The following is a 21,240-nucleotide window of genomic DNA, read 5'->3' as shown; positions in this document are numbered from 1 at the left end:
GACTAAGATCGCCCGCATGACCCACATCCTCTCGGCCGTGGCGTGGCCGTATGCCAACGGGCCGCGCCACATCGGCCACGTCGCAGGTTTCGGTGTCCCGTCGGACGTCTTCAGCCGGCACATGCGCATGGCGGGTCACGACGTCCTCATGGTCTCGGGCACCGACGAGCACGGGACGCCCATCCTCGTGCAGGCGGACAAGGAGGGCGTGAGCCCGCAGGAGCTCGCGGACCGGTACAACCGCGTCATCGTCGAGGACCTGCACCAGCTCGGGCTGTCGTACGACCTGTTCACGCGGACCACGACGCGCAACCACTACGCCGTCGTGCAGGAGATGTTCCGCACGGTCCACAAGAACGGGTACATGGTCGAGCAGACGACCATGGGCGCGATCTCGCCCTCCACGGGCCGCACGCTGCCGGACCGCTACATCGAGGGCACGTGCCCCATCTGCGGGTACGACGGCGCGCGCGGCGACCAGTGCGACAACTGCGGCAACCAGCTCGACGCGATCGACCTCATCAACCCGCACAGCCGCATCAACGGCGAGACGCCCAAGTTCGTCGAGTCGAACCACTTCTTCCTCGACCTGCCCGCGTTCGTCGACGCGCTCGGGGACTGGCTGCGCACGCGCACCGCGTGGCGCCCGAACGTCCTGAAGTTCTCGCTCAACCTGCTCGACGACGTGCGCCCCCGGGCCATGACGCGCGACATCGACTGGGGCATCCCCGTCCCGCTGGAGGGCTGGGAGTCGAACCCGAGCAAGCGCCTCTACGTGTGGTTCGACGCGGTCATCGGCTACCTGTCGGCCTCGATCGAGTGGGCGCGGCGCAGCGGCGACCCGGACGCGTGGCGCGCGTTCTGGAACGACCCCGAGGCCCGGTCGTACTACTTCATGGGCAAGGACAACATCACGTTCCACTCCCAGATCTGGCCGGCCGAGCTGCTCGGCTACGACGGCCGGGGGAGCAAGGGCGGGGCGCCGGGGGCCTACGGGAACCTCCAGCTCCCGACGGAGGTCGTGTCGAGCGAGTTCCTCAACGTCGAGGGCCAGAAGTTCTCCTCCTCGCGCGGCGTCGTGATCTACGTGCGCGACATGCTGGCCCGCTACCAGCCGGACGCGTTCCGGTACTACGTCGCGTCGGCCGGGCCGGAGACCCAGGACGTCGACTTCACGTGGGCCGACTTCCAGCGCCGCACCAACGACGAGCTCGTGGCCGGCTGGGGCAACCTCGTGAACCGCACGGCGAACCTGGTGCACAAGAACTTCGGGGCCATCCCGGAGCCGGGACAGCGCCAGCCGATCGACGAGGGCGTCCTCGCCACGACGACGACCGCGTTCGGCCGCGTGGGCGAGCTCATCGCGACGCACCGCCAGCGTGCGGCCGTCGCGGAGGCGATGAAGACGGTCGGCGAGGTGAACAAGTACGTGTCGGACACCGAGCCCTGGAAGCTCAAGACCGACCCGGACCGCCTCGCGACGGTGCTGCACACCGTGACCCAGGCGGTGAGCGACCTCAACACGATCCTGTCGCCGTTCCTGCCGCACTCCGCGCAGCAGGTGCACGAGGCGTTCGGCGGCACGGGCACGATCGCGCCGCAGCCGCGCATCGACGAGGTGACCGACCTCGACGACGACTCGCGCCACTACCCGATCATCACGGGCGACTACCGCGCCGAGGGCCTGGCGACGTGGGAGCCGAAGGCCGTCGTCCCGGGCACCCCGGTGGGCAAGCCGACGCCGGTGTTCACCAAGCTCGACGACTCGATCGTCGAGGAGGAGCTCGACCGCCTGCGCGAGACCGCCTGACGGTGGCCAAGCGACGCGAGCGCGGGTGGCCGCCGGATCCGGAGGCGCTGCCCGTCCCGGTGGTGGACAACCACACGCACCTCGAGTCGATCGCGCACGTCCTGCCCGACGACGTCCCCGCCCCGAGCGTCATGGACCACCTCGCGCGGGCGGCGGCCGTGGGGGTGGACCGGGTCGTGCAGGTCGGCTGCGACCTGCCCGCGGCCCGCTGGACCGACGCGCTGCTGCGCGGGGTCCCGGAGGCGTGGGGGACGACGTCGACCGCCGAGCATGGCGTGACCCCGGCCGAGCATGGGGTTTCTGCCCGTCCGGGGGGCGTGACGGGAGACAACCCCATGCTCGGCGCGGGGCCGCACGGCGTGGGGCGGCTGCTCGGGGCCGTCGCGATCCATCCCAACGAGGCGGTGCTGCACGGCGGGGTGCGGGAGGTGGGGCCGGACGGGCTCGAGCCCGACCCGCGGCCGCAGCACGACGTCCCGCTCGACGACGCCGTCGCCGAGATCGCCGCGATCGCGCGCGGCAACGACCGTGTGCGGGCGATCGGCGAGACGGGGATGGACCTGTTCCGTACAGGTCCGCAGGGCGAGGCCGTACAGCGCGAGGCGTTCCGTGCGCACGTCGCCCTCGCGAAGGAGCTGGGCCTGGCGCTGCAGATCCACGACCGCGACGCCCACGCCGAGGTGCTCGACGTGCTCGCCCGCGACGGTGCCCCGGAGCGGACGGTCTTCCACTGCTACTCGGGCGACGCCGCGATGGCCCGGTTCTGCGCGGAGCAGGGCTGGTTCCTGTCCTTCGCCGGCCCGGTGACGTTCCGCGCGAACGACGAGCTGCGTGCCGCCCTGCGGGAGGTGCCGCTCGGGCAGGTGCTGGTCGAGACGGACGCGCCCTACCTCACGCCGCACCCGTACCGGGGCCGTCCCAACGCCCCGTACGTGCTACCGACGACCGTGCGTACGGTCGCCGAGGTCGTGGACCTGCCGCTCGCGGACGTGTGCGTGCGGATCGCCGCGACGTCCGTCGCGGTCTACGGGCCCTGGTGACGCGGGCCGGCGGGGCACCACCCGTCACCGCCCGTTCCGGGCGAACCGGAGGTTTCGTCCTGGGTCACGTTTCGGCTACGGTCGGGTCCGTGCGTCGCGCGCCGTGCGCCGACGACGTGCCCCACCTCGCCCCCGGCGGTCGCCGAGGGCCGCTTCCCCGCAGAAGGGACCGCGCGCGTGCTCGCACCTGACGGAACCGGTCGCCGGCGCCTCCAACGGCTGGCGGCCCAGGGCGTCGTCGTCGCGAGCCTGGTGGTCGTCACGGGTGCGTTCGCCTCGCTCCAGAAGAGCGTCACGCTCGACGTGGACGGCGAGCTGCACGACGTCTCCGCGTACGGGCGCACGGTCGCCGAGGTGCTCGACTACCAGGACGTCGCGGTCGGCGCGGAGGACCTCGTCGAGCCGGGCCTGGCGGACCCCGCGCGCGACGGCAGCACGATCGTCGTCCGGTCGAGCCACGACGTGACGATCGAGATCGACGGCCAGGTCCAGACGATCTCGACGACCGCGCGCACCGTCGGGGAGCTCCTCACGTATCTCGGGCCGCGCGCCGAGGGCGCCGTGACCGAGGTCTCGCGCACGCAGGCGCTCGGCCGCGACCCGATCCGGGTCTCCACGCTCAAGACCGTGCACGTCGCCGTCGACGGCGCGGTCATGCCCATCACGACGGCGGAGCCCACGGTGCGCGGCGTCCTCGCGACGGCGGGCATCGTGCTCGCCGAGGGCGACAGCACGTCCGCGCCGCTCGACGCGGCCGCGGTCGACGGCATGCTCGTCCTCGTGAGCCGGGCCGCGGCGTCGGCGACGACCGTCACCGAGGTGCTGCCCTTCGCCACGGAGGAGCTCGAGGACCCGAACCTGCCGAAGGGCCACCGGGTCGTCGTCCAGTCCGGCCGCGTGGGCGAGGCGACCACGACGTACGCCGTCCAGACGCTCGGCGGCGCCGAGGTCTCGCGCACGGTCCTCACGCGCACGGTCACGACGGAGCCGCGCGACGAGATCATCAAGATCGGGACGATGGACGTCTCCGTCTCGGTGGACCCGGGCTCGGCCCGGGCGATCGGCCGTTCGCTCGCGGCCCAGCGCGGCTGGGGCGACGACCAGTTCGTCTGCCTCGACAAGCTCTGGACCAAGGAGAGCAACTGGCGCGTCGACGCCGACAACCCCAGCTCGAGCGCCTACGGGATCCCGCAGGCGCTGCCCGGGTCGAAGATGTCGAGCGCGGGGGCCGACTGGCGCACCAACCCGGCGACCCAGATCACGTGGGGCCTCGGGTACATCGAGGGCAGGTACGGCACGCCGTGCTCGGCGTGGTCCCACTCGGTGGCCAAGGGCTGGTACTAGGAGCTGGCACTGAGATCGGTACCGGTGCGGCGCCCGCGGTCCGCGAGCGCCGCGGCACGCTAGGCCTCGAGCATCTCCAGGTAGTGCGGGTTCTGCATGATCCCGAGCACGTTGCCGAACGGGTCGACCACGGACGCCGTGACGAAGCCGGTGCCCTCGCCACGCTCGACCACGCCCTCGTACTCGGTCGCCCCGAGCGCGAGCAGCCGGGCGAACGCGTCGCGCACGTCGTCGACGTGCCAGTTCACGATCGCGCCCCCCGGGGTCTCCGGCTGCGGTCGCGGGGACCAGGACCGGGCGATGATGCCGAGCTCGTCCTGGCGGTCGCCGACGCGGAACTCCACGTACCCGCCCGGGACCACGTAGTAGGGCTCGATCCCGAGCACCTCCGCGTACCACGCAGACGCGGCCTCCAGGTCGTCGGCCCACAGGTTCAGCGTCGCCATCCCACGCAGCATGCTCGTCTCCCTCGTCGTCGTCCCCGGGATCCTGCCCAGGGAGCGCGGTCGTCGACCCCGGCGGGGCCGACACCACGACAGTAGGACCCTTTGCGGAACGTGCGGTTCCGCAAGGTGGGGCAGGATGGGATCCGTGCTCGACACCTCCGTGCGCCTCCTGCGCCTGCTCGCGCTCCTCCCGTCGCGGGCGACGTGGTCGGGCCCCGACCTCGCGGAACGGCTCGGCGTCACGACCCGCACGATCCGCAACGACGTCGAGCGGCTGCGTCTCCTGGGGTACGAGGTGCGCTCGGCGCCGGGGACCGCGGGCGGCTACCGGCTCGGGTCGGGGGCCGCGCTCCCGCCGCTCCTGCTGGACGACGAGGAGGCGGCCGTCGTCGCGGTGTCGCTGCGGGCCGCCGCCACGGGGTCGATCACGGGGGTCGAGGAGGCCGCCCGCCGCGCGCTCGTCAAGCTCGACACCGTGCTGCCCGCCCGGCTGCGCGCCCGGGCGGACGCGATGCGCACCGCGGTCGCGAGCGCACCGGTGGGTGGTCCGGCGGTCGACGCGCGGGTGCTCTCCGACATCGCGGGCGCGGTCGCGGCGCGGACCGGTCTGCGCCTCGAGTACCGGGCGCACGACGGGACGACGACGTCCCGGGCGGTCGAGCCGTACCGGCTCGTGCACGTGGGGCGGCGGTGGTACCTGCTGGCGTTCGACCTGGGCCGCGACGACTGGCGGACCTTCCTCCTCGACCGGCTGCGCCTCCGCACACCCGGCGGACCCGGCTTCACGCCTCGCCCCGTGCCGGGCGGCGACGCGGTCGCCTACGTGGTCCGCGGAGTGGGGTCGATCGCGTGGGCGCACCCCGCCCGCGTCCGCCTGCACGCGCCGGCGAGCGTCGTGGCGGAGCGGCTCGCGCCGGAGGCGGGGGTGCTCGTCGACGACGGCCCGGACGCGTGCGTGCTCGAGACCGGAGGGACGTCGCTCGCCCACCTCGCGGGGTTCCTGCTGAGCCTCGACGTCGATCTCACGGTCCTGGACCCGCCCGAGCTCGCGGAGACGCTGGCGCGGGTCGGGGTCAGAGCGGCGCGATCCGCGGGTGCGGGGTACCCGGGTTCTGGCTCGGCGGAGGGCGCCCCAGGGAGTGACGCCGACGGTCACGCCGGGTGAGAACCGCGTGGAGGCGCGCGCGACATAGGAGCCGAAATCCGGACAGAACCTCCCAGTCTAGCGGCCTGGGGGTTGGACTTCGATAACGGATCGGTTACGGTCGAACGTCGCTCGCGCGTGAACGGCACGCTGCCACGGTCCGCCCGGACCGCGGGAGAGGTGCCCGGACCACGCGGGCGGTGCGCCGTCGTCGGGCCCTGGGGAAGGGGCGCCGGGGTTGGCGCCGGCAGCCGGATCGGCCGCTCGAGACCCGCGGACGCACGTGTGCGCCCGCCGCGGAGGACGCACGTCCACCGCGGGCCGCGGGTGGTGCCCACGCGCCGTCGAGCACCCGTGCCCGGGACCCCCGACGACTGGACCCGAGTGAAGAACCCCTTCCACCGGACCGCTGACGCGGCCGGCGCCCACGAGAGCGCCGACACCAACCTTCAGAACCCCCTGACCCCGACCGACGACCCCGCGGAGAGCCCCCAGAGCCCCGCGACCACGGCCGCCCGCCGCCGCCGCTGGCCCCTCGTGGCCGGCGCCACCGCCGTCGTCCTCCTCGCGACCGGCGCCGTCGCCTACGGCAACGCGCGCAAGACCGTCGAGCTCGACGTGGACGGCAAGATCACCACCGTCACGACCTTCGCCGGGTCCGTGGAGGGCCTGCTCGCCGAGCAGGACGTCGCCGTCGGTGACCGCGACCTCGTCGTCCCCGACGTCGACTCGGCCCTGCGCGGCGGCGGCGACGTCGTCGTGCGCTACGGGCGCGAGGTGCCCGTCCAGGTCGACGGCTCCCAGTCCTCCGTCTGGCTCACCGCGCTCGACGCGGACGAGGCCCTGACGACCCTCGCCTCGCGCGGCAGCGACGTGCGCCTCGTGGCGTCGCGCTCCGGCGAGCGCGCGTCCCTCCCGATCCGCCTCGACGCGGACGGCCCCGTGAACGTCGTCGCGGACGGCGAGACGAAGGTCGCGCCCGACGGCAGCATCGGCATCGACGCGATCCTCGACCAGCAGGGCGTCCAGCTCGGCGAGCTCGACCGCGTCCACGTGGAGAAGTCGGACCAGATCGCCGCGGCCCAGGCCGACGCCGCTGCCGAGGCGGCGCCCGCCGCGGACGCCGACGCCACCGCCGCCGCGACCGAGGACGCCGAGGCCGCGGCAGACGCCGCGCCGGTCTCGCTCGTCGTGCAGCGCGTGAAGGTCGAGGAGGTGCCCACCGAGAAGGCCGTCCCGTTCGAGACGGTCACCGAGGAGGACGCCAACCGGTTCAAGGACCTCGACCCGGTCGTGAAGCAGGAGGGCGTCGAGGGCGTCCACACGACCGTGCACCGCGTCACGACGGTCGACGGCGCCGAGGAGTCGCGCGAGCTCGTCTCCGAGGGCGTCACCACGCCCCCGGTGAACAAGATCCTCGTGCAGGGCACCAAGGAGCGCCCCAAGCCGCAGCCGAAGGTCGAGACGCAGCAGCGCTCGTCGTCGTCCTCCTCGTCGTCGTCGGGCGGCTCGTCCGCGCCGGCCGCGAACCTCGGCTCCGCCCCCGGCGGCGTCTGGGGTGCGCTCGCGCAGTGCGAGTCCGGTGGCAACCCCGCGACGAACACGGGCAACGGCTACTACGGCCTCTACCAGTTCTCCGCGTCCACGTGGCGTGCCATGGGCGGCTCCGGCCTCCCGTCGGAGGCCTCGGCCGCCGAGCAGACGCAGCGCGCCCAGGCGCTCCAGGCCCGCTCGGGCTGGGGCCAGTGGCCCGCGTGCGCGGCCAAGCTGGGTCTCCTCTGACCCGCTAGCAGGACCCGCGGCCGCCCGACGGCCGCACCGCGGAGGGCGGGGCGCACGGCGCCCCGCCCTCCGTCGTCCCCGCGGCGTCCGACCCTCGCGTGTCCCGGTCGGTAGGCTTGGCTGTCATGAGCGACACCCGCGGTGCCCTGCTGGGTCCGGCCGAGATCCGTGACCTGGCGGGCCGCCTCGGCGTCCGCCCCACCAAGACCCTCGGCCAGAACTTCGTGCACGACGGCGGCACCGTCCGCAAGATCGTCCGCGCCGCAGACGTGCGGACGGGGGAGCGCGTGGTCGAGGTCGGACCGGGGCTCGGCTCGCTCACCCTGGGTCTCCTGGAGGCGGGGGCGAGCGTCGTCGCGGTCGAGATCGACCCGGTCCTCGCGAAGCAGATCCCCACGACGGTCGCCGCGCACGTCCCCGACCTCGGCGACCGGCTCGAGGTCGTCGGCGCGGACGCGCTGGAGGTGACGACCCTGCCCGGCGAGCCTCCGACGGCGCTCGTCGCCAACCTCCCGTACAACGTCGCGGTGCCCGTGCTGCTCACGTTCCTCGAGCGGTTCGACTCGCTCGAGCGCGTGCTCGTCATGGTGCAGGCCGAGGTCGCGGACCGGCTCGCCGCCCCGCCCGGGTCGCGCACGTACGGGGTCCCGTCGGTCAAGGCCGCCTGGTACGCCGACGCCCGCCGCGCGGGGACGATCGGCCGCAGCGTGTTCTGGCCGGTGCCGAACGTGGACTCCGCGCTCGTCGCGCTCGACCGGCGCGAGCCGCCGGCCACGACCGCGACGCGCGAGCAGGTGTTCGCCGTCGTCGACGCGGCCTTCGCGCAGCGGCGCAAGATGCTGCGCTCCGCGCTGTCCGGTCTCGCCGGCTCCGCGAGCGTGGCCGCCGAGGTGCTCGAGGCGGCCGACGTCGACCCGCAGGCGCGCGGCGAGGTGCTGGACGTCGCCGCCTTCGCACGCGTCGCCGAGCAGCTCGCCCTGCGGGGCGGTCTCGACGAGCGCCCCGCCCGCGGCGCGGCACCCGCGGAGCGTCGCACCGGACGACCTGGCACAGTGGACGCGTGACACCCCCGCGACCGCCGAGCATCGCCCTCGCGCCACCCCCGTCCGTCCGCGTGCGCGCACCCGGCAAGGTCAACCTCTCGTTGCGGGTGGGGGCGCTCCAGGACGACGGCTACCACCCGCTCGTGACGATCTTCCAGGCGGTCGGGCTCAGCGAGGACGTCGTCGCCCACCAGGTGCCGCCGGGCTCGGGCGTCTCGCTCAGCGTGACCGGCCTCCAGGCCGACGTGGTGCCGACCGACGAGACGAACCTCGCGTGGCGGGCCGCCGTCGCGCTCGCCGAGCACGTGGGCGTCGACCCCGACGTGCGGCTCGAGATCCACAAGGAGGTCCCCGTCGCGGGCGGCATGGCGGGCGGCTCCGCCGACGCCGCGGCCGCGCTCGTCGCGTGCGACGCGCTGTGGGAGGCCGGGGTCCCCCGAGCCGACCTGGTGCGCCTCGCCGCGGGGCTCGGGGCCGACGTCGCGTTCGGGCTCGTGGGCCACACCGCCGTCGGGACGGGGCGGGGCGACGTGCTCACGCCCGCGATGACGCGCGGCGAGTTCCACTGGGTCTTCGCCGTCCAGGCGGAGGGGCTCTCCACGCCCGAGGTGTACCGCACGTTCGACGAGACCGTCGGCGGCCCGGCCGAGCTCGACCTCGCGGAGGACACCGCGCTCATGCAGGCGCTGCGCGCGGGCGACGCCGTCGGGCTCGGGCAGGTGCTCCGCAACGACCTCCAGGGTCCCGCGCTCGCCCTGCGCCCCGAGCTCCAGCGGACGATCGACGTCGCGACCGAGGCCGGCGCGCTCGGCGCGATCGTCTCCGGCTCCGGCCCGACGGTCGCCGCCCTCGCGCGCAGCCGCCAGCACGCGCTCGCGATCGCCGCGTCGTGGACCGCGAACGACGCGTGCGACACCGTCTGGTGCACCACCGCCCCCGCGTCGGGGGCCCGCGTCGTCGCGCACTGACGAGCCCGCCCGCCGAGGGAGAACCGTGGTCGCGCGACCACGGTTCTTCCTCGCGCTCCCGTGGGTCTGCCGGCGGCGGCCCGGGGCGTTCGCACTCCCGGCCGGGGCTAGCGGGTGTGCTCGCGGAGCCAGGCGAGCTGGCGGGCGAAGCGGTAGGCCTGGCCGCCCTCGTGCTCGTTGAAGCGGTAGACGTCGATCGCGCGCGCGACGTCCCCGGCACCCGCGCCGGCGGCCCAGCCGTTGTAGGCCGCGTACACCGTGGACGGCGGGCAGACCGGGTCCATGAGGGCGACCGAGAACAGTCCGGGGGCGGTCGCGCGGCGGGCGAGGCTCGCGCCGTCGAGGTAGGAGAGCGTGCGGAAGACGGCGTCCTCGTGCTCGCGGTGGACGGCGAGGTAGCGCGTGATCTCCGAGTACGGCGGGCGGTCCGTGATCTCGACGGCGCGCCGGTAGTGGGTGAGGAAGGGGACGTCGGGCATCGCGGCGACGAGGCCCTCGGTGAGGCCGGCGACGGCGATGGTCAGGCCGCCGCCCTGGCTCACCCCGGTCACGGCGACGCGCGCGGGGTCGATGCCGTCGACCGTCCGCACGGCGTCGACCGCCCGCACGGCGTCGGTGATGACGCGGCGGTAGTAGTGCTCGTGCGGGTCGAGGATGCCGCGGGTCAGGAAGCCGGGGGCGGCCGGGCCGGACCCGACCGGGTCGGGCGTGTCGCCCCCGGCGCCCCAGCCGCTGCCCTGGCCGCGCGTGTCGACCACGAGGTGCGCGTAGCCCGCGCTCGCCCACACCAGGTGCTCGTGCGGCAGGCCCCGACCGCCCCCGTACCCCAGGTACTCGACGACGGCGGGGAGCGGTGCGCCGTCCCCGGCGGCCGCCGCGCGCGCAGCCGCGACCGGCCGCACGAGCCAGCCCTTGACCGGCTGGCCGTCGAAGCCCGGGAACGTCACGTCGTCGACCACGACCGTCTCCAGGCCGGCGTCCACGCGCTCGAGCCGGACGGTCTCGGCGAGGTCGCCGCCGGCCGCGCGGGACCCGTCGAGGGTGCGAGCCCAGAACGCGTCGAGGTCGGCGGGCTCGTCGAGCGCGGGTGCATAGGCCTCGAGCTCGGCGAGGGGCAGGTCGAAGAGCGGCACGGTGGCGATCCTCCGGGGTGCGCATAAGTCTGATGTCGGACATCGATGTCGGGTCGGGACGACTCTAGCGTCGCCCCGAGGACCCCCGGGCCACGCTAATAATGCGCATCATCCCTTTGACCCGCGCGGGGCCGGTGCGGCGAGACTGCCACCAGCCGCCGCCGCGCGCGCGGCGCCCGGTCGGCGACGAGGCCGCCGGTGAGGAACCGATGGAGGTCCCCTGTGAGAACCCGAGCAGCAGCACCCCGCCGCAGACGCGGCGTCGCGATGGCGGCGGTCGCCGCCCTGGCGGCGGTGGTGGTAGCCGGCGCGGTCGCCCCGGCCGTGGCCACGACGCCGGCAGCCGTCGTCCCCGCGACGGTGGGCGCGGCAGCGGCCGACGCCCCGTCCGCGTCCGACCTCCCGGTGTTCGAGTACCGCGGCGTGATCACCGACAAGGAGTCGATGACCTACAACCCGACGGACGAGTTCATCTTCCCGAGCGTCTTCCACGCAGGCGCGTACCTCGACGAGCCGCTGGGGGAGTGGTACCTCTACTACGCCCCGCACGACTCCCCGGGCGGCATCTCGCTCATGTACGCCGACTCGCTCGAGGGCCCCTGGACGGAGTACGCGCACAACCCGATCGTCGCGAACGAGTGGCTGCCCTTCTACGAGCGCGTCTCGCACGTGTCGTCGCCGGACGTGCTGTGGGACGACGAGGCGGGCCAGGTGCTCCTCTACTTCCACGGCGAGAACTCCACGACCCGCTGGGCGACGTCGCCCGACGGCGTCACGTTCGACGACTCCGGGGTCGCGGTCACCAACGCCGACGGCGGCGCGGGGACCACCGAGACGTCGTACGCGCGTGTCGTCGAGCACCCCGACCCGTCGTCCGGCTACCGCTTCGCGATGACGTACATGCAGAACCGGACCGACAACATCCGGCGCATCAAGGTGGCCGAGTCGGTCGACGGCAAGGCCTGGGACGTCCGACCCGACCCGCTCGTCGTGCCCGACGCGGCGACCGGCACGAACGTGTCCGGCGGCAACCTCTGGGAGTGGGACGGCCAGCTCTACGTGGTCTACCACGGCTCCACGGGCATCACGTTCGCCCGCACGCTCGACCCGACGATGACCCAGGTCGGCCCTCGGTGGGAGCTGCACAAGGCCAGCGGCGTGGGCGACGACACGGGCCGGGTCGCCGCGCCCGAGATCGTCACCGACGGCGACGAGACCTACCTCTTCTACGAGTCCGGCGACCGGCTGGGCGCGACGATCGCGTGGGCGCAGCGGGACCCCGACGCCGTCCGGCCGCCCGAGCCCGGCCAGGACCCCGACCCGCTGCGCGAGCAGTGCCGCGGCGCCGCGTCCGACGAGTTCGACGGCGCGACGCTCGACCCGGCGCTGTGGTCCGTCGTCCGTGGGGACACGGCCCGGCACGAGCTCGCCGACGGCGCGCTGCGCATCCCGGCGTACCCGACCGGCGTCGCGGGCGCCGCGCTGCCGCTCCAGGCCGTGCCCGCCGGGCCGTGGGAGGTCACGACGGCCGTCTCCGTCTCCCCGACGGAGCGCTTCCAGCAGGGCGGTCTGCTCCTGTACCGCGACGACGCGAACTACGCGAAGCTCGACCTCGTGCACGGCTCGCTCGGCCCGCGCCTCGAGTTCATCTGGCGCCAGAACGGCACCGACCGCAACACGGGCTTCGACTCGGTCGTCCCGCCGTCGGGCCTCGGGGACACCTTCTGGTTGCGCCTCGCGAGCGACGGGACGGCCGTGCAGGCCTCGGTGTCGGTCGACGGCGTCGAGTTCGCGCCGTGGGGCCGCACGGTGGACGTCGCGGCGCTCGGCGCGACGGGCGTCGGACCGTTCGCGATGCGCGGCTCGGCGACGCCGCCCGAGATCGTCGCGTCGTTCGACTGGTTCCGGTGGACCCCGACCGTCGAGGAGGCGGCCGCGTGCGACGACGACGCGCCCGCCGTCGAGGTGCAGACCGTGACGCGCTGCCTCGCGGGCCGCGCGTACGTCGCGGTGACCGCGCGCAACGAGGGGGACGCCGCGGCGACGGTCCGGCTCGTGACCCCGTTCGGCGAGCGCACCGTGGCGGACGTCGAGCCCGGCCGCAGCGCCTACCAGTCGTTCGCGACGCGGGCGACGTCGGTCGCCGCCGGGGAGGCGAGGGTCGACGTCGCCGGCGCGGACGGCGTCGGGCGCGGCTCGACGTCGTCGACCTACGACGCGCTGACCTGCGGGTAGCCCGGCCGACGAGCGCCGCACAGCGGGCCCAGGGATGCACCTCCGAGGTGCGTCCCTGGGCCCGTCGTGCATCCTCCGGCAGCTGCCCACCGGGGCGGCCACGGCCGTCTCGCCGCTGATTATGCGGATCACCGCTGACGTACCGAGGCCCGGAGTGCCAGCGTTCGCGACGTAATAATGCGTATTACTACGTTGACCCGGGCGCTCCGCTCTGGCGAGACTCCTCGCACGTCATCGACGACGTGATCGAGGAGGATCCATGCCGAGGCACCGCATCACCCAGGCCGACGTCGCCGCCATGGCCGGCGTCAGCCAGGCGACGGTCTCGTTCGTGCTGAACGACAGCACGCCGGCCGGGGTGAGGATCAGCGAGGAGACCCGTCAGCGCGTGCTCGACGCGATCCGGATCACCGGCTACTCGGCGAACCCCGTGGCGCAGCGCCTCGCGGGCGGGCACAACCAGATCCTCGGCGTCTTCACCTACGAGGCGACGTTCCCGCGCGCAGGTCGCGACTTCTACGGCCCGTTCCTCGTGGGGATCGAGCACGCGGCCGAGAAGCTGGGCATCGACATCCTGCTCTTCACGAGCGCGCGCGTCGTCGACGGCCGCCGCCGCCTCACGCGCGACGGGTGGCAGCGCCTCGGGATCGCCGACGGCTGCCTGCTGCTCGGCCAGCACGAGGACCGCGGCGAGCTCCAGCACCTGCTCGACACGAACTACCCGTTCGTCTTCATCGGCAAGCGCGGCAGCGACGGCGGCCGCCTGCCCTACGTGGGGGCCGACTACGTCGCGGCGACGGCGCGCCAGGTCGAGCGTCTCGTCGAGCTCGGCCACGAGCGCATCGGCTACGTCGGGCCGCGCGGCACCGACCAGCCGACGCTCGACCGCGTCGACGCCTACCGCGCCACGATGAAGGCGCACGGGCTCACGGTGCGCTTCGTCGAGCTCGACGACGTGCCGGCCACGGCTGCGGAGATCGTCGACCAGCGCCTCACGGCCGTCGTCGTCGCCCCCGAGAACTACCCCGAGGAGCTCGTCGACGAGCTCGAGGGGCGCGGGGTCCGCGTGCCCGACGACGTCTCCTTCCTCCTCCTGGGCCAGCCCCACCACGGGCGCCCGGGCGGTCGCCGGTGGTCCGGGTTCTCGATCCCGCGCGAGGAGATGGGGGCGCGCGCCCTCGTCCTGCTCTCGCGTCTCGTCGCCGAGTCCGGCTCGGGCCGCTCCGACCGCAAGGCCGCGCGCGCCGCCCGGGTCGCCGAGGACGAGCTGCACCAGCTCCTCGAGTGCGTCGACGTCGACGGCGAGACCGTCGCCGCGCCACCGCCCGCACCGCCCCCCGGGGCCCGATCGTCCTTGCCGACCTCAGAGCACCAGAGCACCAGAGAAACGGAACCAGCGTGACCCATCCAGACCTCCAGGCAGACGTCCTCGTCGTCGGCGCCGGGCTCGGCGGCGTGGCCGCCGCGCTCGCGGCCGCGGAGCGGGGCGCCCGCGTCGTCCTCACCGAGGAGCACCCGTGGATCGGCGGGCAGCTCACGTCCCAGGCGGTACCGCCGGACGAGAGCGCGTGGGTCGAGCGGTTCGGCGTGACCGCGCGCTACCGCGCGCTGCGCGACAGCATCCGCGACGTGTACCGGCGCTCGTACCCGCTCACCGACGCCGCGCGCACGTGGGACGCCCTCAACCCCGGCGCGGGCTGGGTCTCCAAGCTGTGCCACGAGCCGCGCGTCGCGGTCGGGGTGCTCGAGGAGATGCTCGCCCCGTGGCGGTCCGCGGGCCGGATCCGCCTCCTCGAGCGCGTGCGCCCGACGGCGGCCACCACCGACGGCGACCGCGTCACCTCGGTGACGCTCGCGTCGGTGGCCGACGGCGCCGCAGGGGCGGCGGGCGGGAGCCTCACCGTCCACGCCGCGTTCGTCGTGGACGCGACGGAGACCGGCGAGCTGCTGCCCCTGACCGGCACCGAGTACGTGACCGGGTTCGAGTCGAACCGCGAGACCGGCGAGCCGAGCGCACCCGACGAGGCGCAGCCGGACAACGTGCAGGCGCTGAGCGTGTGCTTCGCCGTCGAGCACGTCGACGGCGACCGCACGATCGACCGTCCCGAGCGGTACGACTTCTGGAGCACGTACACCCCGGGGCCGTGGAACGGCCGGCGCATGCTGTCGTGGGAGGCGCCCAACCCGCGCACGCTCGCGATGGACGTGCGGTCCTTCACGCCGAACCCGGGCGACGACGCGCGCGCCGTCGACGCCGACCAGTCGAAGAACCCGGGCGACGGCAACCTGTGGACGTTCCGGCGCATCGCGGCCCGCGACCTGTTCGCACCCGGCCACTACGCGAGCGACCTGTGCCTCGTGAACTGGCCGAGCATCGACTACTTCCTCGCGCCCGTGCTCGACGTGCCGCGCGACGTGGAGGAGGCGCGGCTCGCGGACGCCCGCCAGCTCAGCCTCTCGATGCTCTACTGGATGCAGACCGAGGCGCCCCGCCCCGACGGCGGGACCGGCTTCCCGGGACTGCGCCTGCGGCCGGACGTCATGGGCTCGGCCGACGGCCTCGCCCAGGCGGCCTACCACCGCGAGTCCCGCCGCCTGCGCGCGGTGACGACCGTGACAGAGAACGACGTCTCCTACGCCGTGCGGGGGGACCGGGGCGCGACGCGGTACGACGACTCCGTCGGCGTCGGCATGTACCGCATCGACCTGCACCCCTCGACGGGCGGCGACACGTACATCGACGTCGCGTCGACCCCGTTCGAGATCCCGCTCGGCGCGCTGCTCCCGCAGCGCGTGACCAACCTGCTCGCCGCCAACAAGAACATCGGCACGACGCACATCACCAACGGGTGCTACCGCCTGCACCCCGTGGAGTGGAACATCGGCGAGGCCGCCGGCCACCTCGCGGCCCACTGCCTCGCGACCGGCCGCACGCCGCACGCCGTCCAGTCGAAGGCCGACCTGCTCGCCGACTACCAGGACGAGCTCGTCCGGGCCGGCGTCGAGCTGCGCTGGCCCGCCGAGGCGCACCCCTACTGACGCGGGCCCCCGCCCGCACCGACACGCCCACCCTCAGTCCGAAGGAGAACTGATGACCCCCCTGACCTCGCGCCGCGCACCCCGCCCGGCCCGCACCCGACGCCGTCTCGTCGGCGTGCCCCTCGCCGCGGGAGGCGCCGCGCTCGCCCTCGTCCTCACCGCGTGCTCCGGCGGCGGCGACGACGTCGCCGGCGAGCCCAGCACGCCGAGCGAGCCCGTCGACCTGCGCATGACCGTCTGGACCGCGGACGAGACGCAGCTCGCGCAGTTCCAGGAGATCGCCGACGCGTACGTCGCCGCGAACCCCGACCTCGTCTCGGGCGTGACGTTCGAGACGATCCCGTTCGAGGACTACACGACGTCCCTCACCACGCAGCTCGCGGGCGGCAACGCCCCCGACCTCGCGTGGATCCTCGAGAGCTACGCGCCGGAGTTCGTCGCGAGCGGTGCGCTCGTGGACGTCGCCCCGAAGCTCCAGGAGACCGAGGGGTACGAGTACGACGACCTCCTCGACTCGTCGCTCGCGCTGTGGGAGCAGGACGGCGGGCTCTACGCCTACCCGTTCTCCAACTCGCCGTTCGCGATGTTCGTCAACACCGACCAGGTCGCCGCCGCGGGCCAGCCGAACCCGGCCGACCTCGTCGCTTCCGGGGACTGGACCTACGACCAGGCCCGCGACATCTCCGCGGCCGCCGCCGCGACGTCGGGCAAGCAGGGGCTCGTCGTGCGCGACTTCGACTTCAAGGTGTGGGAGAACCTGTCGACCATCTGGGACGGCTGGGACGCGGCGCCGTGGAGCGAGGACGGCACGCAGTGCACGTTCACCGACCCCGAGATGGTCGACGCGCTCACGTGGGTCCACGACGCGACGTTCGTCGACAAGGCGATGCCCGGTCCGGGCACGACGGCCGACTTCTTCGCGGGCGACTCCGCGATGACGATCACGCAGATCAGCCGCGCGTCCGCGCTCGACGACTCGTTCGCGTGGGACGTCCTGCCGCTGCCGGCCGGTCCCGCGGGACAGCAGAACGTCATCGGCCAGGCCGGGATCGGCGTCTTCGCGGCGGGCGAGCACCCCGACGTCGCGGCCGACTTCCTCGCGTGGTTCACCAACCCGGAGAACGCCGAGACGCTCGCGGCGTACTTCCCGCCGCCGCGCGAGTCGCTCCTGAACGCCGAGACGCTCGGGGCCGCGAACCCGAAGCTCAGCGAGGCCCAGCTCCAGGCGGTCGTCGTCGACGGCATCCAGGGTGCGGTGACCAAGCCCTCGCACCAGAACTTCGCCAAGCTGCAGGACACGGTGCGGGCCCAGCTCGACGCGCTGTGGACCGCGGACGCCGACGTCGAGGGCGTGCTCGCCGACACGTGCGCGGCGATCCAGCCCCTGCTCGGGGACTGAGCGTGGCGTCCTCCGCCCTCGCACGACGGGACGCGGCCGTGGGGTACACCATGGTCGCGCCCGCCGTGCTCGGCGCGCTCGCGTTCGTCGTCGCGCCGCTGGTGGCCGTCGTCTGGTACTCGCTGCACGAGTGGAACGTCCTCGCGAACACGTTCACGTTCGCGGGCGCCGACAACTACGAGCGCATGCTCTCCGACCCCGGCCTGCGCGACTCGCTGCTCGCGAGCCTGTGGTTCTCGATCGGCCTCGTGGTCCTCAACATCTCGCTCGCGCTGCTCCTCGCGGTGCTGCTCAACCAGAAGCTCCCGGGCACGACGACGTTCCGCACGTTCTTCTTCTCGCCGGTGGTCGTGTCGCTCGTCGCCTGGACGATCGTGTGGAGCTTCCTGCTCCAGGCGGACGGCGGGATCAACGGGTTCCTCTCGCTGCTCGGCATCGAGGGACCGAACTGGCTGCGCGGCGAGACGACGGCCATGATCTCGGTGATCGTCGTCCAGGTGTTCAAGAACGTCGGCCTCAACATGATCCTGTTCCTCGCGGCGCTGCAGGGGGTGCCGGAGGAGATCCAGGAGGCGGCGCGCATCGACGGCGCCGGGGCGTGGCGACGCTTCCGCTCGATCACGCTCCCGCTCATCAGCCCGACGCTCCTGCTCGTCTCGATCCTCACGATCGTCGGCTCGCTCGAGGTCTTCGCGCAGATCGCCGTGCTCACGGGTGGCGGCCCGGGGAACTCGACCACGGTGCTCGTCTACTACCTGTACCAGCAGGCGTTCCGCTTCAACGACTTCGGCTACGCGAGCGCGATCTCCGTCCTGCTCTTCGTCATCGTCCTCGTCCTGACACTCGTGCAGTGGCAGACGCGCAAGAGGTGGGTCTTCCATGAAGTCTGACGTGATGCCCGGCCCGGCCACGCTCCCGGGCGCGGACGACGGCCCGGCCCGACCCGCGACGTCGGGCACGGGCGGCGCCGGCGCGGACCGCGCACGGCACGCGCCCGCCCGTCGGGACCGCGCCGCGCGCTCGCGGCGCCGGTGGGGACGCTGGGCGCTCGTGGCGCTGCTCGTCGTGCTCAGCGTGCCGTTCGTGTTCCCCACGTGGTGGATGGCGACGTCGAGCCTCAAGCCGATGAGCGAGATCCTGCGCGCCGTGCCGACGCTGTGGCCGCAGGACCCGTCGTTCGCGGCGTACGGGGAGGTGTTCCGGCTGCAGCCGTTCGCGCAGCAGTACTGGAACAGCCTCTACATCGCCGCGCTGGTGACGGTCGGGACGATCCTCGTGTCGTCGATGGCCGGGTACGCGTTCGCGCGCATCCGGTTCCCCGGGGCGAACGCGCTGTTCCTGCTCGTCCTCGTGGGGCTGCTCGTGCCGTCCGAGGTGACGATCGTCCCGCTGTTCCGCATGGTCAACTCGCTCGGCCTCATCGACACGCACTGGCCGCTCGTGGTCATCCCGATCCTCGGGGCACCGAGCGTGCTCGCGACGTTCATCATGCGGCAGTTCTTCCTCGGCCTCCCGGGCGAGCTCGAGGAGGCGGGGCGCATGGACGGCCTCGGGCGCTGGGGGATCTTCTGGCGGATCGCGTTCCCGCTGTCCCGCTCCGCGATCTCGGCCGTCGCGATCTTCACGTTCCTCAAGTCGTGGAACCTGTACCTGGAGCCGATCGTGTACCTGTCCAGCAAGGACCGGTTCACGCTCCCGCAGGCGCTCACGCAGTACGTCGACGCCTACGGCGGCCCGATGTGGAACGTCCAGCTCGCCGCGACGACGCTGACGGTGCTGCCGGTCCTCGCGGTGTTCCTCGTCGCCCAGAAGCAGTTCGTCCAGGGCCTCGCCCACTCGGGCCTCAAGGGCTGACCGCCCTTCTCGTGAGTGCATGAAATAGTCGCGATCTCCTCGAGGATCGGCGACTATTTCCTGCACTCACGGGGGGCGGCCTAGGCTCGTGCGTGTGGCTCATCTTCTCGGCGCCGACGGCATCTCGCTGACCGTCGGCACCCGCACCCTGCTCGACGACGTCTCGCTCGGCCTCGACGACGGCGACCGCGTCGGCATCGTCGGCCCCAACGGGGCCGGCAAGTCGACGCTCCTGCGCCTGCTCGCGGGCACGCAGCAGCCCGACGGCGGTCGCGTCACCCGGGTGGGCGGGCTGCGGGTCGGCCTGCTCGACCAGCGCGACGACGTCGGCACCGGCGCGACGATCCGCGACCTCGTGCACGGCGACGCCGCGACCCACGCCTGGGCGTCGGACGCGAGCATCCGCACCGTGCACGCGGGTCTGCTGGCCGACCTCGACCTCGACGCCCCCGCGGACACGCTGTCCGGCGGGCAGCGGCGTCGCGTCGCGCTCGCGGCGCTGCTCGTCGCCGACCACGACGTGCTGTTCCTCGACGAGCCGACGAACCACCTCGACGTCGAGGGCGTCGCGTGGCTCGCCGCGCACCTGGGCGACCGGTTCGCGCGCCCGGGCGCGAAGGGCGCGCTCGTCGTGGTGACCCACGACCGCTGGTTCCTCGACGCCGTCTGCTCGCGCATGTGGGAGGTCCGCGGCGACGGCTCCGGCGCGGTCGAGGGGTACGAGGGCGGGTACGCCGCCTACGTGCTCGCGCGCGCCGAGCGTCAGCGGACCGCCGCCGTCGCGGCGGAGAAGCGCGACAACCTGCTGCGCAAGGAGCTCGCGTGGCTGCGTCGCGGCGCGCCCGCGCGCACGTCCAAGCCCAAGTTCCGGCTCGACGCCGCCGCGGCGCTCATCGCCGACGTGCCGCCCCCGCGCGACACGCTCGAGCTCACGCGCACCGCGACCAAGCGGCTCGGCAAGGACGTGCTCGACCTCGAGGACGTGACGGTCGCGGTGCCGGTGCGCGGCCCGGCCGGAGAGGACGGGGCCGAGCGCGTGCTGCTCGACGACGTCACGTGGCGTCTGGGACCGGGCGACCGGTACGGCGTCGTCGGGGTCAACGGCGCGGGCAAGACGACGCTGCTCGCCCTGCTCGCCGGGCGCCGCGAGCCCGACGCGGGGCGCGTCAAGCGCGGCAAGACCGTGCACGTCGCCGAGCTGTCCCAGGACGTCGGCGAGCTCGACGACATCGCCGGGTCGCGCGTCATCCAGGTGATCGAGGACGAGAAGCGGTCCGTCGTCGTGGACGGCAAGGAGCTCACCGCGTCCCAGCTCGTCGAGCGGCTCGGGTTCACGCGCGAGCGGTCGCAGACCCTCGTGCGCGACCTCTCAGGTGGCGAGCGCCGCCGCCTCCAGCTCCTGCGCCTGCTCGTCGCCGAGCCCAACGTGCTCCTGCTCGACGAGCCGACGAACGACCTCGACACCGACACGCTCGCCGCGCTCGAGGACCTGCTCGACGGCTGGCCGGGCACGCTGATCGTCGTCTCGCACGACCGCTACCTGCTCGAGCGCGTCGCGGACCGCCAGGTCGCCCTGCTCGGGGACGGCAAGGTGCGCGACCTGCCGGGCGGCGTCGAGCAGTACCTCGACCTCCGCCGCGCGGCGCTCGCGGGCGCGGGGGCGTCGTCGAGCGGCTTCGCGCCCGCGGCGAGCGCCGGGGTGGAGGGTGGTGCGGAGGGCGCGCCGGACGCAGCCGGCCCGGCGGGGCCGAGCGCCGCCGAGGTGCGCGCCGCGAAGAAGGAGATCAACCGCATCGAGCGCCGGCTGTCGAAGATCGCCGAGGTGGAGGGCCGCCTGCACGAGAAGATCGCGGCGAACGCGACGGACTTCACCGCGGTCGCGGAGCTCGACGCCGAGCTGCGCACGCTCGCGGCCGAGAAGGACGAGCTGGAGGCGGCCTGGCTCGACGCGGCCGAGGTCGCGGGCTGACGCCGGCTGCGCCGGCCGTGCCGACGGCCGCCCC

At 73.8% G+C, this 21,240-nt stretch carries 16 protein-coding genes; 14 read left to right on the top strand and 2 right to left on the bottom strand.

What is annotated here, in order from left to right:
* Positions 1 to 16 precede the first annotated feature (16 nt).
* The 3 genes from metG (at position 17) to ACN9MS_RS16000 (ending at position 4,194) form a co-directional block, all read left to right on the top strand.
* A complete protein-coding gene (metG, locus tag ACN9MS_RS16010) occupies positions 17 to 1,810 on the top strand; it encodes a methionine--tRNA ligase (RefSeq protein ID WP_378233711.1) in 1,794 nt (597 codons plus the stop codon).
* Between the two features lie 2 nt (positions 1,811 to 1,812).
* Positions 1,813 to 2,850 carry a TatD family hydrolase gene (locus ACN9MS_RS16005; protein WP_426309453.1) on the top strand — a complete coding sequence of 346 codons (1,038 nt, stop codon included), beginning with the start codon at positions 1,813 to 1,815 and terminating at the stop codon, positions 2,848 to 2,850.
* Positions 2,851 to 3,027: 177 nt separating this feature from the next.
* Positions 3,028 to 4,194 (top strand): ubiquitin-like domain-containing protein, encoded by a 1,167-nt coding sequence (locus ACN9MS_RS16000; protein WP_426309452.1) that lies wholly within the window; start codon positions 3,028 to 3,030, stop codon positions 4,192 to 4,194.
* Between the two features lie 59 nt (positions 4,195 to 4,253).
* On the opposite strand, the gene ACN9MS_RS15995 is transcribed toward ACN9MS_RS16000, so the two are convergent.
* Entirely contained in the window at positions 4,254 to 4,640 is a 387-nt protein-coding gene (locus ACN9MS_RS15995) for a VOC family protein (RefSeq protein WP_426309451.1), read from the bottom strand.
* Positions 4,641 to 4,785: 145 nt separating this feature from the next.
* Between ACN9MS_RS15995 and ACN9MS_RS15990 the strand changes: the two genes are divergently transcribed.
* The 4 genes from ACN9MS_RS15990 to ACN9MS_RS15975 all read left to right on the top strand — a co-directional run bounded on the left by ACN9MS_RS15990 (position 4,786) and on the right by ACN9MS_RS15975 (position 9,577).
* Positions 4,786 to 5,805: a helix-turn-helix transcriptional regulator gene (locus ACN9MS_RS15990; protein ID WP_426309450.1), complete on the top strand. Its 1,020-nt coding sequence runs from the start codon at positions 4,786 to 4,788 to the stop codon at positions 5,803 to 5,805.
* 333 nt (positions 5,806 to 6,138) lie between these two features.
* Entirely contained in the window at positions 6,139 to 7,566 is a 1,428-nt protein-coding gene (locus ACN9MS_RS15985; protein ID WP_426309449.1) for a transglycosylase family protein, read from the top strand.
* Positions 7,567 to 7,691: 125 nt separating this feature from the next.
* Complete coding sequence (gene rsmA / locus ACN9MS_RS15980) at positions 7,692 to 8,630, top strand: 16S rRNA (adenine(1518)-N(6)/adenine(1519)-N(6))-dimethyltransferase RsmA (RefSeq protein WP_426309448.1); 939 nt, start codon at positions 7,692 to 7,694, stop codon at positions 8,628 to 8,630.
* A complete protein-coding gene (locus tag ACN9MS_RS15975; RefSeq protein ID WP_426309447.1) occupies positions 8,627 to 9,577 on the top strand; it encodes a 4-(cytidine 5'-diphospho)-2-C-methyl-D-erythritol kinase in 951 nt (316 codons plus the stop codon). Before rsmA ends, ACN9MS_RS15975 begins: the two co-directional genes overlap by 4 nt.
* Before the next feature lie 107 nt (positions 9,578 to 9,684).
* On the opposite strand, the gene ACN9MS_RS15970 is transcribed toward ACN9MS_RS15975, so the two are convergent.
* Entirely contained in the window at positions 9,685 to 10,710 is a 1,026-nt protein-coding gene (locus ACN9MS_RS15970) for an acetylxylan esterase (RefSeq protein ID WP_426309446.1), read from the bottom strand.
* 222 nt (positions 10,711 to 10,932) lie between these two features.
* On the opposite strand from ACN9MS_RS15970, the gene ACN9MS_RS15965 reads away from it, so the two are divergent.
* The 7 genes from ACN9MS_RS15965 (at position 10,933) to ACN9MS_RS15935 (ending at position 21,206) form a co-directional block, all read left to right on the top strand.
* Positions 10,933 to 12,945 carry a DUF1349 domain-containing protein gene (locus ACN9MS_RS15965; RefSeq protein ID WP_426309445.1) on the top strand — a complete coding sequence of 671 codons (2,013 nt, stop codon included), beginning with the start codon at positions 10,933 to 10,935 and terminating at the stop codon, positions 12,943 to 12,945.
* A gap of 259 nt (positions 12,946 to 13,204) precedes the next feature.
* Complete coding sequence (locus tag ACN9MS_RS15960) at positions 13,205 to 14,347, top strand: LacI family DNA-binding transcriptional regulator (RefSeq protein WP_426309444.1); 1,143 nt, start codon at positions 13,205 to 13,207, stop codon at positions 14,345 to 14,347.
* On the top strand, positions 14,344 to 15,984 hold the full coding sequence (locus ACN9MS_RS15955; protein WP_426309443.1) for an FAD-dependent oxidoreductase: 1,641 nt from the start codon (positions 14,344 to 14,346) through the stop codon (positions 15,982 to 15,984). The genes ACN9MS_RS15960 and ACN9MS_RS15955 overlap by 4 nt, the downstream gene beginning before the upstream one ends.
* Positions 15,985 to 16,036: 52 nt before the next feature.
* Positions 16,037 to 17,383 carry an ABC transporter substrate-binding protein gene (locus ACN9MS_RS15950; RefSeq protein WP_426309442.1) on the top strand — a complete coding sequence of 449 codons (1,347 nt, stop codon included), beginning with the start codon at positions 16,037 to 16,039 and terminating at the stop codon, positions 17,381 to 17,383.
* A 2-nt stretch (positions 17,384 to 17,385) separates the two neighbouring features.
* Positions 17,386 to 18,273: a carbohydrate ABC transporter permease gene (locus ACN9MS_RS15945; protein WP_378233695.1), complete on the top strand. Its 888-nt coding sequence runs from the start codon at positions 17,386 to 17,388 to the stop codon at positions 18,271 to 18,273.
* The gene (locus ACN9MS_RS15940) at positions 18,263 to 19,237 is read left to right on the top strand and encodes a carbohydrate ABC transporter permease (protein WP_426309441.1); all 975 of its coding nucleotides are present in this window, start codon (positions 18,263 to 18,265) and stop codon (positions 19,235 to 19,237) included. The genes ACN9MS_RS15945 and ACN9MS_RS15940 overlap by 11 nt, the downstream gene beginning before the upstream one ends.
* A gap of 94 nt (positions 19,238 to 19,331) precedes the next feature.
* Positions 19,332 to 21,206, top strand: coding sequence for an ABC-F family ATP-binding cassette domain-containing protein (locus ACN9MS_RS15935; RefSeq protein ID WP_426309440.1), 1,875 nt, complete (start codon positions 19,332 to 19,334; stop codon positions 21,204 to 21,206).
* Positions 21,207 to 21,240 lie beyond the last annotated feature (34 nt).

It is taken from the genome of Cellulosimicrobium sp. E-16, assembly GCF_049913115.1.
Taxonomy (GTDB): Bacteria; Actinomycetota; Actinomycetes; order Actinomycetales; family Cellulomonadaceae; genus Cellulosimicrobium.
The sequence above is the reverse complement of the archived record's forward strand: the minus strand, read 5'-3'. Positions and strand labels throughout refer to the sequence as shown.